The following is a 22057-nucleotide window of genomic DNA, read 5'->3' on the forward strand; positions in this document are numbered from 1 at the left end:
TGGCAATCCTGTGGGAGCGGGTTTACCCGCGAAAGGGCCCTAACTGGAGGACCCGGTTTCCGCCATCTGGCCCCCTCCGGCCGTCACCACCTGCACCGACAACCGCGGCGTCGCCAGGTCCAGCCCCGCCTCGTCCAGCTGCCGCTTCAACGCCAGGTTGAACGCCCGCGACACCTCCCACTGCTTGATCGGCGCAGTCTTGAACCGCGCCCGCAGGATCGCCGAACCCGACTCGAAACTCTCCACCCCCTGCAGCTCCAGCGGCGACCAGATGTTGCGGCGCATCAGCGGGTCGTTGCGCAACTTCTGCCCCACTTCGCGGATCAGCGTGATGGCCTGGTCGATGTTCATGCTGTGCGGAATGGCCACGCGGAAGATCGCATAGCCGAACTCCCGCGAGTAGTTCTTGATGCTCTTGATCTCGCTGAACGGGATGGTGTGCACGATGCCGTCGATGTCCCGCAGGCGCACGGTGCGGATGGTCAGGCCCTCGACCGTGCCCAGGTGGCCGCCGACGTCGACGTAGTCGTCGATCGCCAGCGAGTCCTCGATGATGATGAACAGCCCGGTGATCAGGTCGGCCACCAGCGACTGGGCGCCGAAACCGATGGCCAGGCCGATGACGCCGGCACCGGCCAGCAGCGGGGTGACGTTCATGCCCATGTTGGCCAGGGCGACGATCACCGCGATGATGAAGATCACCACGAACATCACGTTGCGGATCAGCGGCATCATGGTCTGCGCCCGGGCGTTGGCCATGCCCCGGCGCGAGCGCACCAGGGCATGGTGCACGGCGGTGTCGGCGAGGATCCACACCAGCCAGGCGACGATCAGCGTGCCGGCCAGGCCCAGCAGGCGCAGGCTGACCTCATGGCCGTCGCCTTCGGCGAAGCTGATCATCGAGCGACCCCACACACGCAGGCCCAGTTCGATGAACACCAGCCAGATGAACAGGTGCACCAGCACGTAGCCGAAGTTGCGCAGGCGTTCGGTGTAGACCGCCTGGCGCTTGTTGGCGCGCCTGGGCTTGGCGGCGTGGCGTCGGACCAGGCCGTTGAGCACCATGCACACCACCACCAGCACCGTGCACATCAGCGATTGGCGCAGGGCGGTGCTGGTGTCGCCGGCGGAGACGAAGGTGGCGAACAGCGAGATCGCCACCAGGATCAGCGCCGGGACGTACCAGAAACTGCCGAGCAGCTCGATGGTGTCGCTCAGGGTGCGCCGGGTCAGTCGTCGGGACAGGGGCTGGTTGCGGATCAGGTGGGCGATCGGGCGGCGAAAGCGCAGGATGAACAGCCCGGTGCACAGCGCGGCGACGACATTGGCCAGGGTGGCCAGGGCGTGGGCCAGGTGGCTGCCCAGCGCGGTGGTCAGGCGCGGGTCGCTCATCGCCTCGCCGAACGCGGCGAAGCTGCCGATCAGCCACAGCGGGCGGAATGCCTGGTGGCGCAGGATGTGCAGGGCGCGGTGGCGATGCGGGCCGTCGAGCAGCGAGAAGGCGATCACGCAGATCGCCGAGAACAGCGTGCCGACCACCAGCGCGTAGGCCAGCACCATGGCCATCGACTTGCCCAGCGAGGAGGGCAGGGCGAAGCTCAGGTACACGGTGAACACCAGCGCCACCAGCCACGGTCCCAGCTTGCGCAGGGCGAAGCGCACCAGGTCCCAGGTACGCGGGTGCTGGGGCAATTCTTCGGTCAGGCCGAAGCGCAGGCGCACGCGGTGGCCGATCCAGTTGAAGGTGTAGGCCAACAGGCTCCAGACCAGGATCACCCCGGCAAAGCCGAACAGGATCGCCGGCCACTGGTGCACCGGCACCACCAGCGCGGCCAGCTCGTCCTGCGCCTGGTCGATTTCCAGCGACCAGCGCTTGAACGGGCTGGCATCGCCGCTGAACTGCTGCTCGAAATCGTGCAGGGCGCCGCCGATCAGCCCGAGCACGCCCTGCTCGACGGTGGGTTGCGATTGTTTGGTGGCGTCGCGCAGCTTCTTCAGGTCGGCCAGCAGCTTGGCCCGTTGCTGGTCGTTCTCCAGGTTCTTGATCACCTCGTCCAGCGACTTGCCCAGCGGTTCGCTGGCTTCGGGCTGGGCGGGTGTGCTGGAGCCGAGCAGGCCCGGCAGGCCGGCGGCGTGCACCGGGGTGACGAACAGCAGGAACAGCAGCGTGATGCAACGCAGGAGGGCTGGCACCGGAAACTCTACCTCAGGTCAAACGTTTGCCCGAGTGTAGTGGTTTACGACGGCAGTTTCTCGAGGATCTTCCAGCAGGTGAGGCCGAAGATGCCGAGGGTGCCGATCCACATCATCAGCACGCCGACATTGCGCTCACGCAGGCTGAAGCCGATGGTCAGCAGCATCAGGAACAGGAACACCGGCACGAACAGGGACAGGAACGGCGATGACATGGACAGCATCCTTCTGTTTTGGGGCCATGTATCAAGCATAGCGCTTTGCAAGCGCAGCGGATTGATCGGGGGCAGGTGACTACCGAATCGCGGGGCAAGCCCGCTCCCACAGGTCCGTTTGGGAGCGGGCTGGCCGTCAGGGCAGTTCGCGACTGCGGTAGAACGCGCTGAGCACCTTCACCAGGTGTGCCAGGTCATGGCTGCCGCACAGCTCGCGGATCGAGTGCATGGCGAAGGTCGGCAGGCCGATGTCGACCGTGCGCACGCCCAGGTGGCTGGCGGTGATCGGGCCTATGGTCGAGCCGCAGCCCATGTCGCTGCGCACCACGAAGCTCTGCACCGGTACTTCCTCGGCCATGCACAGGTGGCGGAAGAAACCGGCGGTTTCGCTGTTGGTGGCGTAGCGCTGGTTGTTGTTGACCTTGATCACGGGGCCGGCGTTGAGCTTGGGACCGTGGTTGCCGTCGTGCTTGTCGGCGTAGTTGGGGTGCACGCCGTGGGCGTTGTCGGCCGAGACCATCAGCGAGCGCTGGATGGTGCGCACGTATTCGTCGCCCTCGGGCAGCAGGCGCTGCAGGGTCTGCTCGAGCATCGGGCCGTCGGCGCCGCAGGCCGAGCACGAGCCGACTTCCTCGTGGTCGTTGCACACCAGCACGCAGGTCTCGTCGCTGTCGGCACCCAGCAAGGCCTGCAGGCCGGCATAGCATGACAGCAGGTTGTCCAGGCGGGCGGCGGCGATGAAATCGCCGTTCAGGCCGATCAGCGCGGCGTCCTGGGTGTCGTAGAAGCTCAGCTCGTAGTCCAGCACCACGTCGGCATTGAGGTCGTGCTCGCGGGCCAGCTGCTCGGTGAGCAGGGCGCGGAAGTCGATGCGCTCGTCGCCGGCCACCTGGGCCAGGATCGGCGGCAGCTCGGTCTGCGGGTTGATCTGCCAGCCTTCGTTGGCGGTGCGGTTGAGGTGGATCGCCAGGTTCGGGATCACCGCGATCGGCAGCTTGAAGTCGATCAGCTGGCTCTCGACCTTGCCGTCACGGCGGAAGGTGACCCGCCCTGCCAGCGACAGGTCGCGGTCGAACCAGGGCGCGAGCAGGGCGCCGCCGTACACTTCCACGCCCAGTTGCAGGAAGCCCTGGCGTTGCAGCTCGGGCTGCGGCTTGACCCGCAGGCACGGGCTGTCGGTGTGGGCGCCGACCATGCGGATGCCGCCCAGCAGCGGCGAGAGCTTGCCGAGCTTGATGGCGATGATCGAGGAATCGTTGCGGGTCACGTAGTAGCGACCACCGGGCACGGTGGCCCAGCTGTCGCGTTCGTCCAGGCGCTGGTAACCGGCGGCCTCGAGGCGCTGCGCGAGGCTGGCGGTGGCATGGAAGGGCGTCGGGGAGGCCTTGAGGAATTCGATCAGGCCGGCGTTCAGGGCATCGCGCATAAGTCACTCCAGACAGCAGTGGCGCGAGTTTAGCGTAAATACTCGAAAATTTGTGTCGGCCTCTTCGCGGGTAAACCCGCTCCCACAGCTGCCGCGCAGATTTCAAGTTAGGCACTCTCCTGTGGGAGCGGGTTTACCCGCGAAGAATCCAGCGCCGATGGATCAGAACGGTGCCGGACACTCGAACTTCAACCGCTCACCCGAAACCGGATGGGTAAAGCTCAGCATCGACGCATGCAGGCACAGCCGCTCATGGGCCGCCAGCGCCTCGGGGTTGGCGTACAGCCGGTCGCCCAGCAGCGGGTGGCCGATCGACAGCATGTGCACGCGCAACTGGTGCGAGCGTCCGGTGATCGGTGTCAGCTCGACCCGGCAATGATCGCCACAGCGCTCGACGATGCGCCAGAAGGTCAGGGCGTGCTTGCCCTGTTCATGGTCGACCACATGACGCGGCTTGGTCGGCGGGTCGTAGCGCAGCGGCAGGTCGATGCTGCCGCTGTCCAGGGTCGGTTGGCCCCAGCACAGCGCGGTATAGGCCTTTTCCGTCTCGCGGTCGTGGAACTGGCGCGACAGCTCGCGGTGGCTGTCGGCGTCGCGGGCGAGCAGGATGATCCCCGAGGTTTCCCAGTCCAGGCGGTGGACGATCAGGGCATCCGGGTAGCCGTTTTCCTGCAGGCGGGTGATCAGGCAGTCCTTGTTGTCCTCGGCGCGGCCCGGCACCGACAACAGCAGGGTCGGCTTGTTGATCACCAGGATGGCGGCGTCTTCGTGAAGGATCTGGATGTTCGACAGCGGCATTGCAGGTTCTCTATAGACAATCGGGGCCGCTTTGCGGCCCTTTCGCGGCACAAGGCCGCTCCTACAGGGGGGCAGGGCCTGTGTAGGAGCGGCCTTGTGCCGCGAAAGGGCTGCAAGGCAGCCCCAGGATCAGCCGGAAGTGCTTGAATCAGCGATCAGGCAAAGTGATGTTCAGTTCCAGAATCGAGCAACTGCCCTGATTTTCCAGCTCGATCTGCACGTCATCGTTGCCGATATTGACGTACTTGCGGATCACCTCGACCAGCTCCTTCTGCAAGGCTGGCAGGTAGTCCGGGGTGCTGCGCTGGCCACGCTCGTGCGCCACGATGATCTGTAGACGCTCTTTCGCTACCGACGCGCTGCTCTGTTTCTGTCTGCCACGAAAGAAGTCAAAAAGGTTCATGGTTTATTTGCCTCCAAACAGGCGCGCGAAGAATCCTTGCTTCGGCACTTCGATGAACCGCAGCGGCTTTGGCTTGCCCAGCAGGCGGTCGACGGTGTCGCTGTAGGCCTGGCCGGCATCGCTCTGGTCGTCAAGGATGACCGGGATGCCCTGGTTGGAGGCCTTGAGTACGGCTTGGGATTCGGGAATCACACCCAGCAATTCGACCGAGAGGATTTCCTTGACGTCTTCGACGCCAAGCATTTCGCCTTTCTCGACGCGCTCCGGGTGATAGCGGGTGATCAGCAGGTGTTCCTTGATCGGGTCGTCACCTTGCTCGGCACGGCGCGACTTGCTGGACAGCAGGCCGATCATGCGGTCGGAGTCACGCACCGACGAGACTTCCGGGTTGGTCACGACAATGGCTTCGTCGGCGAAGTACATCGCCAGGTGAGCACCTTTTTCGATACCGGCCGGCGAGTCGCAGACCACGAACTCGAACTGCTCCTTGAGCTCCATCAGGACCTTTTCGACGCCTTCCTTGGTCAGGGCGTCCTTGTCGCGGGTCTGGCTGGCGGCCAGGACGAACAGGTTCTCGAGGCGCTTGTCCTTGATCAGGGCCTGTTGCAGGTTGGCTTCGCCATTGACCACGTTGACGAAGTCGTACACCACGCGGCGTTCGCAGCCCATGATCAGGTCGAGGTTACGCAGGCCGACGTCGAAGTCGACGATGACAGTCTTGTGCCCGCGCAGCGCGAGGCCGGTACCGATAGCGGCGCTGGTGGTGGTCTTGCCCACACCCCCCTTGCCGGAAGTAACCACGAGAATCTTGGCCAAGGTGTTTCACCCCTAAATAATCGGGACAGGCGTCCCTGCAAATACAAAAAACGGCAACTGGAAAAAAGTTGCGCTAAAAATGCCGGCAAGTATCCGTTAAAGACGGGTGATGTTCAACACGTCGCCGGACAGGCTGACCTGCACGCCCGATCCCCACAGCGGGTCGCGGCGCAGGTCTTCGCAGACTTTGTACTGGCCGGCGATCGAGACCATTTCCGCGGTCATCTGCAGGCAGAAGATGCGCGCCTTGGTATTGCCCTTGATACCGGCCAAGGCACGGCCGCGCATGGCGCCGTACACATGGATGTTGCCATCGGCGAGAAGTTCCGCGCCGGGGCTGACGGAGCCCGTGACCACGAGGTCGCCGCCCTGGGCGTAGATCTGCTGGCCGCCGCGCACGGTCGAGGTGATGATCCGCGTCGGGCGTACCTCGGGTTCGGCCGGTGCCGCTGGTGGAGCGGGTGCAGGCTCGGGCGTCTTCACTTCCGGCTCGGGTTCCAGCGGGCGTTCGCGGGCCCCGGACGGCGGCAGCACCGGCAGGTCGATGGCGATCGCCGCGGCGATGTCCTCGATGCGGCTGGCACGGATCGCCAGGGTGCGCAGGCCATGATGACGGCAGATGCGCATCAGCCCGGGCAGGTCGATGGCGCCCGAGTCATGGGGCAGCTTGTCCAGGGCCAGCACCAGCGGGGTGTTGCTGAAGAAATTCGGCGCCTGCGCCACCTTCGCCGCCAGCTGGCGGTCGAGGGATTCGAGGTCGTTGCGCGCCAGTTCCAGCACGGTGATGGCAAGCATGCTGCCCTTGAGCTGGAACACGGGGGCGTTGTCGGGTGTCTGGTTGGGGCTCATGGTCTGCATAGACGGCTTGTTGCGAAAAAAGTGCCCTGACTTATAGCGATAAGACCGATTGCCCGCAACCGATGTAGAATGCCGGGCTCATGTCTTGCCGGAAGCTTCAATGGAACGCCCGCGTTTTCGATCCTCTTTCCTCCACCCGCGATTCTGGGGCCTGTGGCTGGGCCTGGGCCTGCTGTGGCTGGTCGCCCAGCTGCCGTACCGCGCCCTGCTGGGGCTGGGTCGCGCCCTGGGCGCGGTGATGTACCGGGTGGCCGGCGAGCGCCGGCGCATTGCCGCGCGCAATCTCGAACTGTGTTTCCCCGAACTGTCCGGCGACGAACGGCAACGCCTGCTCAAGGAAAACTTCGCCTCCACCGGCATCGCCTTCTTCGAGATGGCCATGAGCTGGTGGTGGCCAAAGGCCCGTCTTGCACGCCTGGCCCACATCGAGGGCATCGAGCACCTGCAGGCTGCCCAGCGCGAAGGCGAGGGCGCCATCCTCATGGCCGTGCACTTCACCACCCTGGAGATCGGCGCCGCGCTGCTGGGCCAGGCCCACACCATCGACGGCATGTACCGCGAGCATGGCAACCCGGTGTTCGACTTCATCCAGCGCCGTGGCCGCGAGCGCCACAACCTCGATTCGCTGGCCGTGGAGCGTGATGACGTGCGCGGCATGCTCAAGCTGCTGCGCAAGGGCCGGGCGATCTGGTACGCGCCGGACCAGGACTATGGCGCCAAGCAGAGCATCTTCGTGCCGCTGTTCGGCATCCCCGCAGCCACGGTCACGGCCACCACCAAGTTCGCCCGGCTGGGCAAGGCCCGGGTGATTCCGTTTACCCAGCGACGGCTTGAGGACGGCAGCGGCTATCGTCTGGTGGTGCACCCGCCGCTCGAGGACTTCCCCGGCGAAACCGAGGAAGCCGACTGCCTGCGTATCAACCAGTGGGTCGAGGGCGTGCTGCGCGCGTGTCCCGAGCAGTACCTGTGGGCGCACCGGCGCTTCAAGTCGCGGCCCGAGGGCGAGCCACGGCTGTACGACAAGAAGAAACGCTGACTGTTGCTATAGCAGGGCCGGCCTCTTCGCGGGTAAACCCGCTCCGACAGGGGGTATGTATATGCTAAGGCCGGCACTGTACCTGTGGGAGCGGGTTTACCCGCGAAGAGGCCAGACCTGTCAACCATGATCCAGGAAGGAAGCATGTCCCCAACCACCGGCCTGATCCTCTCCGGCGGCGGCGCCCGCGCCGCCTACCAGGTCGGCGTGCTGGCCGGCATCGCCGAGCTGCTGCCCCCTGGGGCGGCGAACCCCTTTCCGGTGATCGTCGGCACCTCCGCCGGCGCCATCAACGCCGTCAAGCTGGCCAGCGGCGCCACCCGCTTCGCCGATTCGGTGCAGCACCTGACCGCCTTCTGGCAGAACTTTCGCAGCCACCTGGTGCTGCGCAGCGACTGGCCCGGGGTGATCCGCCAGGCCAGCCGTTTCGTCGGCCACAGCCTGCTGGGGCTCGGCGGCCAGGTGCCGGTGGCGCTGCTCGACAGCCGCCCGCTGCGCCGTCTGCTGCATGAGCACCTGGACCTGGATGGCATCGCCCACTCCCTGGCGGCCAATCAGCTGCGCGCCATCGCCGTGACCGCGTTCGGCTACGAGTCCGGCCAGGCGGTGACCTTCTACCAGGGCCGCGACACCATCGAACCCTGGCTGCGCCACCGGCGCATCGGCATGCCCACGCCGCTGACCATCGACCACCTGCTGGCCAGCTCGGCGATCCCGCTGCTGTTCGCGCCAGTGCGCCTGGGCGATGAGTTCTTCGGCGACGGCGCGGTGCGCCAGTCGGCGCCGATCAGCCCGGCGCTGCACCTGGGCGCCAGCCGCGTGCTGGTGGTCGGCGTCAGTGGCAACCCCCAGCGCCCGGCGCCGCCCTTGCCGACCCAGCGCGTGTTCAGCGGCCAGCAGCCAAGCCTGGCGCAGATCGGCGGGCACATGCTCAACAGCACCTTCATCGACAGCCTCGAGGACGATATCGAGCTGCTGCAGCGGCTCAACCATCTGAGCCACCTGATGCCGGCGCACCTGGACGCCCGGCGCCTGGGGCTGGCGCCGATCGAGGTGCTGGTGGTAGCGCCCAGCCAGCCGCTGGACGAGATCGCCGCCCGTCATCGGCGCGAGCTGCCGGCGGCGCTGAGGCTGTTCCTGCGTGGGCCTGGCGCTACCAAGACCAGCGGCGCGGGGGTGCTGAGCTACCTGCTGTTCGAGGCGAGCTATTGCAGCGAGCTGATCGAACTGGGGCGCAAGGATGCATTGGCCAAGAAGCGGGAGTTGTGTCAGTTCCTGGGATTGCCCGCCTGACCCTGTAGGAGCGGCCTTGCGCCGCGAAAGAGCTGCAGAACAGCCCCAGGATGTGTGCCCATCTCAAGATTGCCGGGGCCGCTTTGCGGCCCTTTCGCGGCGCAAGGCCGCTCCTACAGGGGATCGGGGTTGCCGTTATTCAGCAATCTGCAACTTGCGCGCCTGGGTATACACGTAACGCAGCTTCTCGTACTCGAACGGCGAGTTGGTCTGCCCGTAGCGGAAGTTGGTGGTGTAGCGCTTGTCCACCGCCCGCAGCACAGTGAGTTCCGGGTGGTCGCTGGCGGTGTCGGGCACGTTCAGGTAGTTGATCTCCTTCTCTCCCACATAATCGACCACCAGCCCGGTGGTGTCGCGCAGGTTCGACGGCCCGAGGATCGGCAGCATCAGGTATGGCCCGTCCGGCACCCCGTAGAAGCCCAGGGTCTGGCCGAAGTCCTCGCTCTGGCGGGGCAGGCCCATCTTGGTCGCCGGGTCCCACAGGCCGCCGACACCGATGATGGTGTTGAACATCAGCCGCGCGGTGATTTCCGCTGAACGCTTGGGCTTGAGCTGCAGCACGCTGTTGAACAGGTTGGGCACATCGCCCAGGTTGTTGAAGAAGTTGCTCACCCCGGTACGCACGAAACCGGGGGTGACGTAGCGGTAGCCATCGACCACCGGCAGGAACACCCACTGGTCGAAGCGGTAGTTGAAGTGGTAGATGCGCCGGTTCAGCGACTCCAGCGGGTCGTAGATGTTCAGCGCGGCGAGGGTCGAGCGTTCGAACTCGCGCTGGTCCAGACCGGGGTTGAACTTGAGCTCACGCAGCGGATCGACGAAACCGTCGGCCTCCACGGTGAGGGTTTCGGTCTTGTCGGCCTCGACCACGCTGGCACGCGGCGCGACTTCCTCGGCCAGGGCGCAGCCGCTGGCGAGCAGGGCGGTGACGAGCAGCAGTCTGTTAACCACGGAAGAACTCCAGCATGGCGTCGCTGTTGACGCGGTAGTTGAGGTTGCCGCAATGGCCGCCATGGGGGTAGAGCGTCAGGCGTTCGCCGAACACCCGGCGCAGGAAACCGATGTCGCCGGGGCCGAGGATCACATCGTCGGCATTGTGCATCACGGCGATCTTGGGGCTGGCGCGCAGGTAGTCCTCCAGTGCGTACAGGCTCACCTGGTCGACCAGTTGCAGCAGGCTGTTGCCGTCGGTGCGCGCTCGCCACATGGGGATTACCTGCTCGGTCAGGTAGCAGTCGAAGTCGCATTGCAGGGCCCGTTTGAAGAACGGCTCCAGGCTGCTGCCCTCGGTGATCGGGAATTTCGGCGGGATGATCAGGCCGCGGCGGTTGATCAGGTCGGAGGTGAAGGCGATGTCGGCGGCCGAGAAGCGGAACGAGGTGCCGATGAGCATGGCCATCTGTTCATTGGACAGGTGCTGGCGCGACTTCTGGAAGTCGTACAGCAGCGCTTCGTTGAGGTCGATGTAGCCCTTGTCCTGGAAATATCGGGTGAGTTTCTCCAGCATCAACTCGTAGAACGTGGTGCTGCGATCGATGCCCTTGACCCGGGTCTGCACCAGCTTGTCCAGGTTGCTGATCGAGGTGTACAGGTTGACCGGTGGGTTGAGCAGCAGTACGCGCTTGAAGTTGAAGCTCTGGCGGGTCTCGTCGAGCTTGCTGACGAACGCCGCGTCCAGCGCCCCGAGGCTGTAGCCGGTGAGGTAGTACTCGCTGACCGGCAGGTGTGCCTGCTGGGCGCGCACCGCCTGCATGACCCGGTACAGGTCCTTGGCATCCTCGCTGGTCACCCCGGGGGTAGCGAAGCGCGAGGCGGCGCTCATGAAGTCCCAGCTGGTCGGCGACGACAGCTGCACCACGTGGTAGCCGGCCTGGTAGAACAGCTTCTTCAGGTACTCGTTGATGCTGCTGGAATAGGGCGCGCCGGTACCGGCGATCAGGAAGATCAATGGCGCTTCGTGGTCCTGCCTGGCCAGGCGATAGCGCAGTTTTTTCACCGACCAGAAGTTATCGGGCAGGGTGAACTCGCGCTCCGGGCGCAGGGTGAGGCTGTAGTCGGCCTGGTCGATGTCGTCGTCGCTGGGCAGCGTCGGGCGCTGTTCCGGCGGCGTGGTGGCGATGGTCGCCTCGAACGGGTTGGTCAACGGATAGCCGTAGCTCGCCGCGTCGATATCCCGCGCCGAAGCGGCCGCAGCCATGAGCAGGCCACCCAGCAGGGCGGCGAGGCGCAAAGATCGAAGCATGTAGTCCCCCAAGGAAAACGCAAGGTCGTGCAGTACGCAGGCTAGTGTCCTGTCTCGGAAATACGTTCTCTTTTGACGAGTGGCTTGGGTGTTCGGCCAAGGCGCCGCGACGAGTCATAGCAGGGCTATGGCGAGGAGTGGCAACGCCGGCCGGGCGCCCAAGACGCCGTCAAAAGTGAACAGCTTATTTCCGAGACAGGACACTAAGACCACGGCATGTCGGACAAAGTTGCCCGTTGCCCTGTCGTTCGTCGCACAAGATGTTGCCGCGCCGGACAACGTTTGTCTTGTGCAACATAGCTGCAGGGCCATGATTTTGCCTTGTCGCGGCCCCTGGGCGATCATGCAACGTTTCGATTACCGCTATTGGAGATCCGCATGGCGCGTTGGTGGCCGGTCGTTGCCCTGTTGCTGTTCCTGCCGCTGTGGCTCGCGGCCAGTTATGGCGTGCGCTATGGGCTGATGGAGGATGCCCGGTGGGTCGGGCTGTGCAGCGTGCCGGGGGAGGTCTGGCAATGCCAGGTGCGATCGCTGCTGGGGTTGGGGATACATTTCCAGATAATTGCCTGGGGGGCATTGGGGTTGGCGTTGCTCTGCCAACTGGTGCCTGGCCGAGGCGGATGGTGGCTGGCGGCGCTGGCGCTGCTGTTCGGGACTCCGGCGCTGGTGCTGTATACCGCGAGCATCGCGGTGTTTGCCGTGGTGCTGGCGGGGTTGCGGCTGGTGCGCCGATCACTGGTTGCCTGACAGGGCCTATTCGCGGGTAAACCCGCTCCCACAGGGTAGCGGAGTACCCTCTGTGGGAGCGGGTTTACCCGCGAAGAAAGCAACGCATTATTCAGGCCTTGCGCAAACGCAGGCTGCGCCACAAGGCGGTGGTCATCAACACGCTGACCACCGCCCAACCCCAGGCCTGTCGATTCGCCAACCCTTCCTGGAACAACTGCGGCGCCACTCCAGCGCCCACGATAAAGGCCAGCAACGCCACCTCCGCCCGCCGCGCCGACACCGGCCGCAGCAGATAGACCACTGCCGGCAGCAGCAGCGCCGCACTGGGGAAGCTGCGATAGCGCGGGTCGAACACCATCGCCAGCATGCTCACCGCCGCGGCGAATCCGGCCGCCAGCAGCCATGTGCCGGCATGCTTTTCCAGCCAGGCGAACAACCGCTGGCGCCAGCCGTCTCTGCGAGCCAGGGCCAGCGCGCCATGGGCCAGCACCAACAGGTTCAAACCGGCCAGGGCCACCGCCCACAGCCATTCCCCGGCAAAGCGGGCATTGGTGCGCATCAGTTCCCCCCACAGCCCGAGGCTGCCGGCGCCCAAGGCCGCCAGCAACGGCAGCAGCAGGGCGGCGCGGCGGCTTGCCGGACGCCCGGCCAGAGCCAGGGTCGTCAGCATCAGTATCACACTGGCCAATAACCACTGCGGCCACAGCGCCAGGTTGCTCACCGGCCCTTCAAGCACGCCCTTGTCCTGGCGGTCGGCATCGTACAGCCCCCAGTAGCCGCCCACGGCGCCTTCGCTGGCACGCTTCCAGGGCTGGTCGAACGCCTCGATCAGGTTGTAGCGCCAGCCGTTAGCCTCGGCCAGGGCGACGAAGCCGCGGATGAAACGCGCCTCGTTGATCCGACTCGGCTCCGCCGTCTCACGCTGGCGTCCTTCGCTGGGCCAGCCGGTCTCGCCGATCAGGATGTCCTTGGGCGCGAAGCGGTTGCCGAATACCTGGCGCACTTCGGCCACATGGGCCAGCGCCGCATCGATGCCACGTGGATCGTCTTCCCAGTAGGGCAACAGGTGGATGGTGAGGAAGTCCACCGCCGGTGCGATCTGCGGGTGTTGCAGCCAGAACTCCCAGACATCGGCGTAGGTCACCGGCACCTTCACCTGGCTTTTCACTTTCTCGATCAGCCCGGCCAGGCGCTCGCCGGTGATTTCCTTGCGCAGCAGCGCCTCGTTGCCGACGATCACCGCGCTGACCACGTCGGGGTTGGCGTTGGCCGCGGCGATCAGCAATTCGATTTCCTTGTCGGTGTCCACGGGGCTTGAGTTGACCCAGGCACCGAGCATCACCTTCAGGCCATGCTTGCGGGCCAGCGCCGGGATCGCCTCCAGGCCGGTCATCGAATAGGTGCGGATGCACTGGAATCGCTCGCTCAGCAACGCCAGGTCGGCGTCCATGCGCGCCGGGCGCAGGCGAAACGGCTGGTCGAACGGCGACTGGTCCTTGTCGAACGGGGTGTAGGACGCGCACTGCAATTTGTGCGTCGGGCTCGCCGCATCGGGCAGGTGCACCGGCTTGCCGAGGCCGTACCAGAGCGCCCACAGCCCGATGAGGGCGAGCAGGCAGGCGAGCAGGTAAGCAGGCAGGAGCAGTCGGGTGTTACTGGGCATCGGGCGGTCCGTCGGCAAGCACAAAGGGCTAGATGATAGCCGCAAATGACCGGCGCCAAGCCTTTGGCATGCAAGGATCGCGCAGGCCGCTCGGCTGGCATGGCGCTAATGGCACAGTGCTGTCGCTGATCGTTCGCTGGAGGTCGCTGACAGAGCAGGTCGTGCGCGGGGGCAGGTCGATGATGCTCTCTCCAAGACCTGACGAGGGGATGCTTTGATGGCGACTTTTACAAGAGTACGACGTTTCCTGAGTGTGGGCGCCGCCCTGGTATTGACCATGAGCACTGCGCAGGCCATGGCCAAGGAAGTGAGCATCGGTTACGTGGACGGCTGGTCGGACAGCGTGGCCACCACCAACGTGGCCGCCGAGGTGATCAGGCAGAAACTCGGCTATGACGTGAAGCTGCAGGCCGTGGCCACCGGGATCATGTGGCAGGGCGTGGCCACCGGCAAGCTCGACGCCATGCTCTCGGCCTGGCTGCCGGTGACCCATGGCGAGTACTGGGCCAAGAACAAGGACAACGTCGTCGACTACGGGCCGAACTTCAAGGATGCCAAGATCGGCCTGATCGTCCCCGAGTACGTCAAGGCCAGCAGCATCACCGACCTCAAGACTGATACCAGCTTCAAGAACAAGATCGTCGGCATTGATGCCGGCTCCGGGGTCATGCTCAAGACCGAGCAAGCCATCAAGGACTACGACCTGACCGGCTACAAACTGACCGCCAGCTCCGGCGCGGCGATGACCGCCGAGCTGGGCCGCTCCTACAAGAAGAACGAGTCCATCGCCGTGACCGGCTGGGTGCCGCACTGGATGTTCGCCAAGTGGAAGCTCAAGTTCCTCGAGGATCCGAAAGGCGTGTATGGCGCCGCCGAAACCGTCAACAGCATCGGCAGCAAGGAACTGGCGAGCAAGGCGCCGGAAGTGGCCGAGTTCCTGAAGAAGTTCCAGTGGCAGTCCAAGGATGAGATCGGCGAGGTGATGCTGGCGATCCAGGAAGGCGCCAAGCCCGAGGCCGCTGCCAAGGACTGGGTGGCCAAGCATCCGGAGCGGGTCAAGGAGTGGACCGGCAAGTAACCTCGCCGTAGAGGCCAGTGCGACCATTTCGCGGGTAAACCCGCTCCCACAGGATCACCACAAACTTGAACATTGTGGCTTACCTGTGGGAGCGGGTTTACCCGCGAATGCCCCTACTCGGGTTTTGGTTGTTGCGAAAACTGTAAAACACCGTTGCATCTAAGACTAAGGTCGTCTGGTTGGCGTCCAGCGGCAGCATAAAGTTGGAGTCGGGTTATCCCTACTCTGTGCTGCTAGGACAAAAACAATGAACGACAGCATTTACCAATCGATACAGAACAGTCCGCGCTTCAAGGAACTGGTTACCAAGCGCGAGCGCTTCGCCTGGATTCTCTCGGCGATCATGCTCGGCCTTTACTGCGCCTTCATCCTCCTCATCGCCTATGGCCCGCACGTGCTGGGCGCCAAGCTCAGCCCCGAGTCGTCGATCACCTGGGGCATTCCCCTGGGCGTCGGCCTGATCCTCTCGGCCTTCGTGCTCACCGCGCTCTACGTGCGTCGCGCCAACGGCGAGTTCGATGAACTGAACAAGGCCATTCTCGAGGAGGCCAAGCAATGATCCGTCACGCCAAAACCCTGGCCGTCCTGGCCTGCGGCGCTTTCGCACCCGCCGTGTGGGCCGCCGATGCCCTGACCGGCGAGGTGCAGAAACAGCCGCTGAACGTCTCGGCGATTGCCATGTTCGTGGCCTTCGTCGCCTTCACCCTGGGCATTACCTACTGGGCCTCCAAACGCAACAAGTCGGCGGCCGACTACTACGCCGCCGGCGGTAAGATCACCGGCTTCCAGAACGGCCTGGCGATTGCCGGTGACTACATGTCGGCGGCCTCGTTCCTGGGTATTTCCGCACTGGTGTTCACCTCGGGCTACGACGGCCTGATCTACTCCATCGGCTTCCTGGTCGGCTGGCCGATCATCCTGTTCCTGATCGCCGAGCGCCTGCGCAACCTGGGCAAGTACACCTTCGCCGACGTGGCCTCGTACCGCCTCGGGCAGAAGGAGATCCGCACCCTGTCGGCCTCCGGTTCGCTGGTGGTGGTGGCGTTCTACCTGATCGCGCAGATGGTCGGTGCCGGCAAGCTCATCGAGCTGCTGTTCGGCCTGGACTACCACGTGGCGGTGATCCTGGTGGGCATCCTGATGTGCCTGTACGTGCTGTTCGGCGGCATGCTCGCCACCACCTGGGTGCAGATCATCAAGGCGGTGCTGCTGCTGTCCGGTGCCAGCTTCATGGCGCTGATGGTGATGAAGCACGTGGGCTTTGACTTCAACACCCTGTTCTCCGAGGCGACCAAGGTGCATGCCAAGGGCGAGGCGATCATGAGCCCGGGCGGCCTGGTCAAGGACCCGATCTCGGCGTTCTCGCTGGGCCTGGCGCTGATGTTCGGCACCGCCGGTCTGCCGCACATCCTGATGCGCTTCTTCACCGTCAGCGACGCCAAGGAAGCGCGCAAGAGCGTGCTGTACGCCACCGGCTTCATCGGCTACTTCTACATCCTGACCTTCATCATCGGCTTCGGCGCGATCCTGCTGGTCAGCACCAACCCCGACTTCAAGGACGCCGCCGGCGCCCTGATCGGCGGCAACAACATGGCGGCGGTGCACCTGGCCGATGCCGTGGGCGGCAGCGTGTTCCTCGGCTTCATCTCGGCGGTGGCCTTCGCCACCATCCTGGCGGTGGTCGCCGGCCTGACCCTGGCCGGTGCCTCGGCGGTGTCCCATGACCTGTATGCCAGCGTCTGGCGCAAGGGCAAGGCCAACGACAAGGACGAGATCCGCGTGTCGAAGATCACCACCATCGCCCTGGGCGTGCTGGCGATCGGCCTGGGTATCCTGTTCGAGAAGCAGAACATCGCCTTCATGGTCGGCCTGGCCTTCTCCATCGCCGCCAGCTGCAACTTCCCGGTGCTGCTGCTCTCGATGTACTGGAAGAAACTGACCACCCGCGGCGCCATGATCGGCGGCTGGATGGGCCTGGTCAGCGCGGTGGGCCTGATGGTCCTGGGCCCGACCATCTGGGTGCAGATCCTCGGTCACGAGAAAGCCATCTACCCGTACGAGTACCCGGCTTTGTTCTCGATGATCATTGCCTTCGCCGGCATCTGGTTCTTCTCGGTCACCGACAAGTCCAAGGCTGCCGAGAACGAGCGCGCGCTGTTCTTCCCGCAGTTCGTCCGTTCGCAGACCGGCCTTGGGGCCAGCGGGGCGGTTTCCCACTGATCCTGGTTGTTGCCTGAACGAAAACGCCCCGGCTTGCCGGGGCGTTTTCGTTCAACAGGGAGCCAGCTGCAATGGCTGGCTCAGATCCGACCGAGCAGCAACAGGATCAACAACACCACCAGCACCACGCCGATGATGCCGGAAGGACCGTAGCCCCAACTGCGCGAGTGCGGGAAGACCGGTAAGCCACCGACCAGCAGCAGGATCAGGATGATGATGAGGATCGTGGTCATGATGGAGTCCTTGCGTGGTTGAGGGTCAAGGGCCTCGGAATGCTGGGCGCTTACTGTTCCGACCGTTGGCGGTGGGCAAAGATTCCATCGGTTGTGCAGGCCCCGGGTGGATGAATCCTCATTCAGCATTCTGATGCTGCACCGCTGTGGCCCGCGTTCTGGCTAGACTCCAGGCCAATCCCACTGTTCAAGGCAGCTGACCATGCACAACCGAATGATGATCACTGGCGCCGGCTCCGGCCTTGGTCGCGAGATCGCCCTGCGCTGGGCCCGCGATGGCTGGCGCCTGGCCTTGGCCGATGTCAATGAAGCGGGCCTGCGCGAGACCTTGGAGCTGGTGCGTGGCGCCGGTGGTGACGGCTTCATCCAGCGCTGCGACGTGCGCGACTACAGCCAGCTCACCGCCCTGGCCCAGGCCTGCGAGGAGAAGCTCGGCGGCATCGACGTGATCGTCAACAATGCCGGGGTGGCGTCGGGCGGGTTCTTCGCCGATTTGTCCCTGGAGGACTGGGACTGGCAGATCGCGGTCAACCTGATGGGCGTGGTCAAGGGCTGCAAGGCGTTCCTGCCGCTGCTCGAGCGCAGCCGTGGGCGGATCATCAATATTGCCTCCATGGCCGCCCTGATGCAGGGGCCGGGCATGAGCAACTACAACGTGGCCAAGGCCGGGGTGCTGGCCTTGTCCGAGAGCCTGCTGGTGGAGCTGCGCCAGGTCGAGGTGGCGGTGCATGTGGTGTGCCCGTCGTTCTTCCAGACCAACCTGCTCGACTCGTTCCGCGGGCCGGATCCGGCGATGAAGGCGCAGGTGGGCAAACTGCTGGAAGGCTCGCCGATCAATGCCGCCGATATCGCCGAGTATATCCATCAGCGGGTTGCGGCTGGCGAGTTCCTGATCCTGCCCCACGAAGCCGGGCGTCAGGCCTGGCAGCTCAAATGCCAGTCGCCCCAGCGGCTGTACGATGAAATGGCGGACATGGCGGTGAAAATGCGGGCGAAGGCACGCAAAGCCGCACATTGAGGGAAGTTTCTGTAGGTTTTTTTACCCTCGCCAGTAGGGCATGTCTATTTATCCGAAGAAGGATTGAGTAGGCCAAAGCTGGCGGGGCAGTCTCCGATTTTCCATTGAGCGGGAGGATCGGAGCATGCTGGTAATCGGACGAGAAGTGGGCGAGGTCATCGTCATTTCCGACAACATCAGGATCCAGGTAATGTCCGTGGAGAACGGCCAAGTCCGTTTCGGCATTTGCGCGCCGCGCGAAGTGGAGGTGCACCGGGTCGAGGTGTACAAACGCATCAAGGCACTGGAGTTGGAGAAGCAGCAGGCCTGAAGGCCGGCTACTCGAAGAGCTCCCGCGGCACGTCATGCTTGGCCAGCAACTGGCACTGCTGGCTGTCCATGTCGAACAGGATGAACGCCTGCCCCTTGGCCAGGGCCTGGCGTACCCGCAGCACGCGGGTTTCCAGTGGGGTGTCGTCGCCGTTGTCGGTGCCGTCGCGGGTGACGAAGTCCTCGATCAGGCGGGTCAGGGTTTCGGCTTCGAGTTGGTCGTAGGGGATCAGCATGGTCTGGGCAGTGGTTGTGGGAATGGGGGCATGCTACGTGAATTTGCAATTCCCTTGTAGGAGCGGCCTTGTGCCGCGAACGGGCCGCAAAGCGGCCCCGGCGATCTTTGATCCAGGGGCCGCTACGCGACCCGTTCGCGGCGCAAGGCCGCTCCTACAGGGATAGGCGTTTGAGCTTAGCCTTTGTTGCCCACCAGGCTGTCCACCGCCGGCACCCGGGTATCGCTTTCCATCTGCGCGTCGTGTTCCAGCTGGTGGCTGAAGCGCTCCAGTGAGGCATTGGCCGGCTGCGAGTCGCTGGCGAACACCGGCGGGCTGAGCAGGTAGGCGCCGAGCAGCCGGCTGAGCGCCGCCAGGCTGTCGATATGGGTGCGCTCGTAGCCATGGGTGGCATCACAGCCGAAGGCCACCAGGGCGGTGCGGATATCGTGCCCGGCGGTCACCGCCGAGTGGGCGTCGCTGAAGTAGTAGCGGAACAGGTCGCGGCGTACCGGCAAATCAGCATCGCCGGCCAGCTTCAGCAAGTGGCGCGACAGGTGATAGTCGTAGGGACCGGACGAATCCTGCATGGCCACGCTCACCGCGTGCTCGCTGGACGCCTGCCCCGGCGCCACCGGGGCGATGTCGATGCCGACGAATTCGCTGACGTCCCAGGGCAGGGCGGCCGCGGCGCCCGAGCCGGTCTCCTCGGTGATGGTAAACAAGGGGTGGCAGTCGATCAGTGGCTGACGGCCGCTTTGCACCACGGCCTTGAGCGCCGCCAGCAAGGCCGCCACGCCGGCCTTGTCGTCCAGGTGGCGGGCGCTGATATGGCCGCTTTCGGTGAACTCCGGCAGCGGATCGAAGGCAACGCAGTCACCGATGGCGATCCCCAGCGCCTCGCAATCGGCGCGGGTGGCGCAGTAGGCGTCCAGGCGCACTTCAACGTGTTCCCAGCTGATCGGCATCTGGTCGATGGCGGTGTTGAAGGCGTGCCCGCTGGCCATCAGTGGCAACACGCTGCCGCGGTACACGCCGGTATCGGTGAACACACTGACCCGGCTGCCCTCGGCGAAGCGGCTCGACCAGCAACCCACCGGTGCCAGGGCCAGGCGACCGTTGTCCTGCAACTGGCGCACGCTGGCGCCGATGGTGTCCAGGTGCGCCGAGACGGCGCGGTCGGGCGAGTTCTGGCGGCCCTTCAGCGTGGCGCGTATGGTGCCGCGACGGGTCAGCTCGAAGGGGATGCCCAGTTCGTCCAGGCGCTCGGCGACATAGCGCACGATGGTGTCGGTGAAGCCGGTGGGGCTGGGGATGGCGAGCATCTCCAGCAGCACACGTTTGAGGTAGTCGAGATCGGGTTCGGGGAGTCGTTCGGACATGTCCAGGTCTCCGGTCGGGGTGAAATTTCCAAACTGCGGGCAAGGCCTTTGTAGGAGCGGCCTTGTGCCGCGAAAGGCCCGCAAAGCGGGCCCGGCGATAGATGCAGCGAAGCTGAAATCCTGGGGGCGCTTCGCACCCCTTTCGCGGCACAAGGCCGCTCCTACAAATAACGAGGGGTTGTCAGGCCACAGGTCGGCTATGTGGGAACAACAAATCGACAAAGCGCTCGGCCGTAGGCTGCGGTTCATGATTGGCCAATCCCGCACGCTCGTTGGCCTCGATGATCACGTAGTCCGGATGTTCGGCATCGCGGACCATCAAATCCAGGCCCACCACCGGGATTTCCAGGGCGCGGGCAGCACGCACGGCGGCATCGGCCAGTACCGGGTGCAGGCGCGCGGTGACATCCTCCAGGGTACCGCCGGTGTGCAGGTTGGCGGTGCGGCGCACGGCCAGGCGTTGCCCGGCGGGCAGGATGTCGTCGTAGCCCAGCCCCGCGTCCTTGAGCGTGCGCTCGGTCTCTTCGTCCAGTGGAATGCGGCTCTCGCCGCCGGTGGCCACCTGGCGGCGCCGGCTCTGGGCTTCGATCAGCGCACGGAGGCTGTGCTTGCCGTCGCCGATCACCTGGGCCGGATGGCGGATTGCAGCCGCCACCACCTCGTAGCCGATCACCACGATGCGCAGGTCGACGCCTGCATGGAAACTCTCCAGCAGCACGCGGCTGTCGAAGACGCGGGCCTGTTCCACGGCATGGCTCAGCGCTTCAAGCGTGGTGATATTGACCGCCACCCCCTGGCCCTGCTCTCCATCCACCGGCTTGACCACCACCGTGTCGTGCTCGTCGAGGAATGCCTGGTTGTCATCGGCATTACCCGCCAGTTGCTGCGCCGGTACCTGCAGACCCGCGTTGTACAGGGCTTGGCGGGTCAGACGCTTGTCCTGGCAGAGGGTCATGGTCACGGCGCTGGTCAGGTCGCTCAACGATTCCCGACAGCGGATGCGCCGTCCGCCCAGGGTCAGGGTGAACAGCCCTACACCCGCGTCCTCCACCTGCACCTCGATGCCCCGGCGCAGCGCCTCGTCGACAATGATCCGTGCATAGGGGTTGAGCCCGGCCTCGGGACCGGGGCCGAGGAACAGCGGCTGGTTGATGCCGTTCTTGCGCTTGATGGCGAAGGTCGGCAGGGTGCGCAAACCAAGCTTCTTGTACAGCCGCTTGGCCTGGCGGTTGTCGTGCAGCACCGACAGGTCGAGGCAGGCCAGGCCGCGGCTCATGAAGTGCTCGATCAGGTGGCGCACCAGCACCTCGCCGACGCCAGGGCGGGTACAGTGCGGGTCCACCGCCAGGCACCAAAGGCTACAGCCGTGCTCGGGGTCGTCGAAGGCCTTGCTGTGGTCCAGGCCCATGACGCTGCCGATCACCGCGTGGCTGTCTTCGTCCTCGGCCAGCCAGTACACCGGCCCGCCGAGGTGGCGTGGGGTGAGCAGTTCGGGGTCGACCGGCAGCATGCCGCGGGCCTGGTACAGCGCATTGATCGCCTGCCAGTCCGCCGGTCCTTGCGCCCGCCGAATGCGAAAGCCGCGAAACACGCGCCGCGCCGGCCGGTAGTCGGTGAACCACAGGCGCAGGGTATCCGACGGGTCAAGGAACAGCTGTTGCGGCGCCTGGGCCAGTACCTGCTGCGGGGCGGCGACGTACAGGGCGATGTCGCGCTCGCCGGCCTGCTCTTGCAGCAGCGCTTCGGCCAGGCTGAGCGGATCGGGGTAGGTATGCCCGATCAGCAGCCGCCCCCAGCCGCAATGCACGGCTCGCGGCTGGTCGTGGGGGTCGCTGCCGTCGCCGGCTAGGCGTGCCTGCAAGCGCTCGTAGGACGGCGCCTGGCCGCGCAGCAGGCGCTGGCCATAGGCGATCTCGTGGGCTTTCATCGG

The 22057-nt window shown here is 65.1% G+C and carries 22 protein-coding genes; 8 read left to right on the forward strand and 14 right to left on the reverse strand.

The window, feature by feature from the left end; genetic code table 11:
- Nucleotides 1-39: 39 nt before the first annotated feature.
- The 7 genes from PRtIB026_RS10080 to minC all read right to left on the reverse strand — a co-directional run bounded on the left by PRtIB026_RS10080 (nt 40) and on the right by minC (nt 6709).
- Nucleotides 40-2193, reverse strand: coding sequence for a mechanosensitive ion channel family protein (locus PRtIB026_RS10080; RefSeq protein ID WP_110736457.1), 2154 nt, complete (start codon nt 2191-2193; stop codon nt 40-42).
- 44 nt (nt 2194-2237) lie between these two features.
- The gene (locus PRtIB026_RS10085; protein WP_167388396.1) at nt 2238-2408 is read right to left on the reverse strand and encodes a hypothetical protein; all 171 of its coding nucleotides are present in this window, start codon (nt 2406-2408) and stop codon (nt 2238-2240) included.
- 136 nt (nt 2409-2544) lie between these two features.
- On the reverse strand, nt 2545-3834 hold the full coding sequence (locus tag PRtIB026_RS10090) for a M18 family aminopeptidase (RefSeq protein WP_203647657.1): 1290 nt from the start codon (nt 3832-3834) through the stop codon (nt 2545-2547).
- 162 nt (nt 3835-3996) lie between these two features.
- Nucleotides 3997-4632 carry an RluA family pseudouridine synthase gene (locus tag PRtIB026_RS10095; protein WP_084941741.1) on the reverse strand — a complete coding sequence of 212 codons (636 nt, stop codon included), beginning with the start codon at nt 4630-4632 and terminating at the stop codon, nt 3997-3999.
- Between the two features lie 148 nt (nt 4633-4780).
- Nucleotides 4781-5035, reverse strand: a complete 255-nt coding sequence (gene minE, locus PRtIB026_RS10100) for a cell division topological specificity factor MinE (RefSeq protein WP_023631120.1) — start codon at nt 5033-5035, stop codon at nt 4781-4783.
- A gap of 3 nt (nt 5036-5038) precedes the next feature.
- Nucleotides 5039-5851: a septum site-determining protein MinD gene (gene minD, locus PRtIB026_RS10105; protein WP_203647656.1), complete on the reverse strand. Its 813-nt coding sequence runs from the start codon at nt 5849-5851 to the stop codon at nt 5039-5041.
- Nucleotides 5852-5947: 96 nt separating this feature from the next.
- On the reverse strand, nt 5948-6709 hold the full coding sequence (gene minC, locus PRtIB026_RS10110; protein ID WP_203647655.1) for a septum site-determining protein MinC: 762 nt from the start codon (nt 6707-6709) through the stop codon (nt 5948-5950).
- A gap of 100 nt (nt 6710-6809) precedes the next feature.
- Here minC and PRtIB026_RS10115 point away from each other — a divergent pair, with 100 nt between their 5' ends.
- Together PRtIB026_RS10115 and PRtIB026_RS10120 are read left to right on the forward strand one after the other, a co-directional pair.
- A complete protein-coding gene (locus PRtIB026_RS10115; protein ID WP_203647654.1) occupies nt 6810-7745 on the forward strand; it encodes a lipid A biosynthesis lauroyl acyltransferase in 936 nt (311 codons plus the stop codon).
- 144 nt (nt 7746-7889) lie between these two features.
- Complete coding sequence (locus PRtIB026_RS10120) at nt 7890-9038, forward strand: patatin-like phospholipase family protein (protein WP_203647653.1); 1149 nt, start codon at nt 7890-7892, stop codon at nt 9036-9038.
- A gap of 135 nt (nt 9039-9173) precedes the next feature.
- On the opposite strand, the gene PRtIB026_RS10125 is transcribed toward PRtIB026_RS10120, so the two are convergent.
- Both PRtIB026_RS10125 and PRtIB026_RS10130 read right to left on the reverse strand, forming a co-directional pair.
- Nucleotides 9174-9989 (reverse strand): VacJ family lipoprotein, encoded by an 816-nt coding sequence (locus tag PRtIB026_RS10125; protein ID WP_050704582.1) that lies wholly within the window; start codon nt 9987-9989, stop codon nt 9174-9176.
- A complete protein-coding gene (locus PRtIB026_RS10130; protein WP_203647652.1) occupies nt 9982-11280 on the reverse strand; it encodes a serine/threonine protein kinase in 1299 nt (432 codons plus the stop codon). The genes PRtIB026_RS10125 and PRtIB026_RS10130 overlap by 8 nt, the downstream gene beginning before the upstream one ends.
- Before the next feature lie 378 nt (nt 11281-11658).
- On the opposite strand from PRtIB026_RS10130, the gene PRtIB026_RS10135 reads away from it, so the two are divergent.
- Nucleotides 11659-12027 (forward strand): hypothetical protein, encoded by a 369-nt coding sequence (locus tag PRtIB026_RS10135; RefSeq protein ID WP_203647651.1) that lies wholly within the window; start codon nt 11659-11661, stop codon nt 12025-12027.
- Between the two features lie 91 nt (nt 12028-12118).
- On the opposite strand, the gene PRtIB026_RS10140 is transcribed toward PRtIB026_RS10135, so the two are convergent.
- Nucleotides 12119-13672 carry a beta (1-6) glucans synthase gene (locus PRtIB026_RS10140; RefSeq protein ID WP_203647650.1) on the reverse strand — a complete coding sequence of 518 codons (1554 nt, stop codon included), beginning with the start codon at nt 13670-13672 and terminating at the stop codon, nt 12119-12121.
- Nucleotides 13673-13889: 217 nt separating this feature from the next.
- On the opposite strand from PRtIB026_RS10140, the gene PRtIB026_RS10145 reads away from it, so the two are divergent.
- The 3 genes from PRtIB026_RS10145 (at nt 13890) to PRtIB026_RS10155 (ending at nt 16970) form a co-directional block, all read left to right on the forward strand.
- Complete coding sequence (locus PRtIB026_RS10145; RefSeq protein ID WP_203647649.1) at nt 13890-14750, forward strand: glycine betaine ABC transporter substrate-binding protein; 861 nt, start codon at nt 13890-13892, stop codon at nt 14748-14750.
- A 247-nt stretch (nt 14751-14997) separates the two neighbouring features.
- On the forward strand, nt 14998-15309 hold the full coding sequence (locus tag PRtIB026_RS10150; protein WP_110736475.1) for a DUF485 domain-containing protein: 312 nt from the start codon (nt 14998-15000) through the stop codon (nt 15307-15309).
- Nucleotides 15306-16970 carry a cation acetate symporter gene (locus PRtIB026_RS10155; protein WP_203647648.1) on the forward strand — a complete coding sequence of 555 codons (1665 nt, stop codon included), beginning with the start codon at nt 15306-15308 and terminating at the stop codon, nt 16968-16970. Before PRtIB026_RS10150 ends, PRtIB026_RS10155 begins: the two co-directional genes overlap by 4 nt.
- An 80-nt stretch (nt 16971-17050) precedes the next feature.
- On the opposite strand, the gene PRtIB026_RS10160 is transcribed toward PRtIB026_RS10155, so the two are convergent.
- Entirely contained in the window at nt 17051-17203 is a 153-nt protein-coding gene (locus tag PRtIB026_RS10160) for a DUF3309 family protein (protein WP_082337667.1), read from the reverse strand.
- A 202-nt stretch (nt 17204-17405) separates the two neighbouring features.
- On the opposite strand from PRtIB026_RS10160, the gene PRtIB026_RS10165 reads away from it, so the two are divergent.
- The gene (locus PRtIB026_RS10165; protein ID WP_203647647.1) at nt 17406-18221 is read left to right on the forward strand and encodes an SDR family oxidoreductase; all 816 of its coding nucleotides are present in this window, start codon (nt 17406-17408) and stop codon (nt 18219-18221) included.
- A gap of 124 nt (nt 18222-18345) precedes the next feature.
- The gene (gene csrA, locus PRtIB026_RS10170) at nt 18346-18531 is read left to right on the forward strand and encodes a carbon storage regulator CsrA (RefSeq protein WP_203647646.1); all 186 of its coding nucleotides are present in this window, start codon (nt 18346-18348) and stop codon (nt 18529-18531) included.
- A gap of 7 nt (nt 18532-18538) precedes the next feature.
- Here csrA and PRtIB026_RS10175 read toward each other — a convergent pair whose 3' ends face one another.
- From PRtIB026_RS10175 to ngg, 3 genes are all read right to left on the reverse strand, one after another.
- Nucleotides 18539-18766: a YheU family protein gene (locus PRtIB026_RS10175; protein ID WP_203647645.1), complete on the reverse strand. Its 228-nt coding sequence runs from the start codon at nt 18764-18766 to the stop codon at nt 18539-18541.
- Nucleotides 18767-18942: 176 nt separating this feature from the next.
- On the reverse strand, nt 18943-20127 hold the full coding sequence (locus PRtIB026_RS10180; RefSeq protein ID WP_203647644.1) for an osmoprotectant NAGGN system M42 family peptidase: 1185 nt from the start codon (nt 20125-20127) through the stop codon (nt 18943-18945).
- Between the two features lie 181 nt (nt 20128-20308).
- A complete protein-coding gene (gene ngg, locus PRtIB026_RS10185; protein WP_203647643.1) occupies nt 20309-22054 on the reverse strand; it encodes an N-acetylglutaminylglutamine synthetase in 1746 nt (581 codons plus the stop codon).
- Between the last annotated feature and the right edge of the window lie 3 nt (nt 22055-22057).

This window comes from Pseudomonas sp. RtIB026 (genome assembly GCF_016861355.2).
GTDB classification, from domain to species: domain Bacteria; phylum Pseudomonadota; class Gammaproteobacteria; order Pseudomonadales; family Pseudomonadaceae; genus Aquipseudomonas; species Aquipseudomonas peradeniyensis.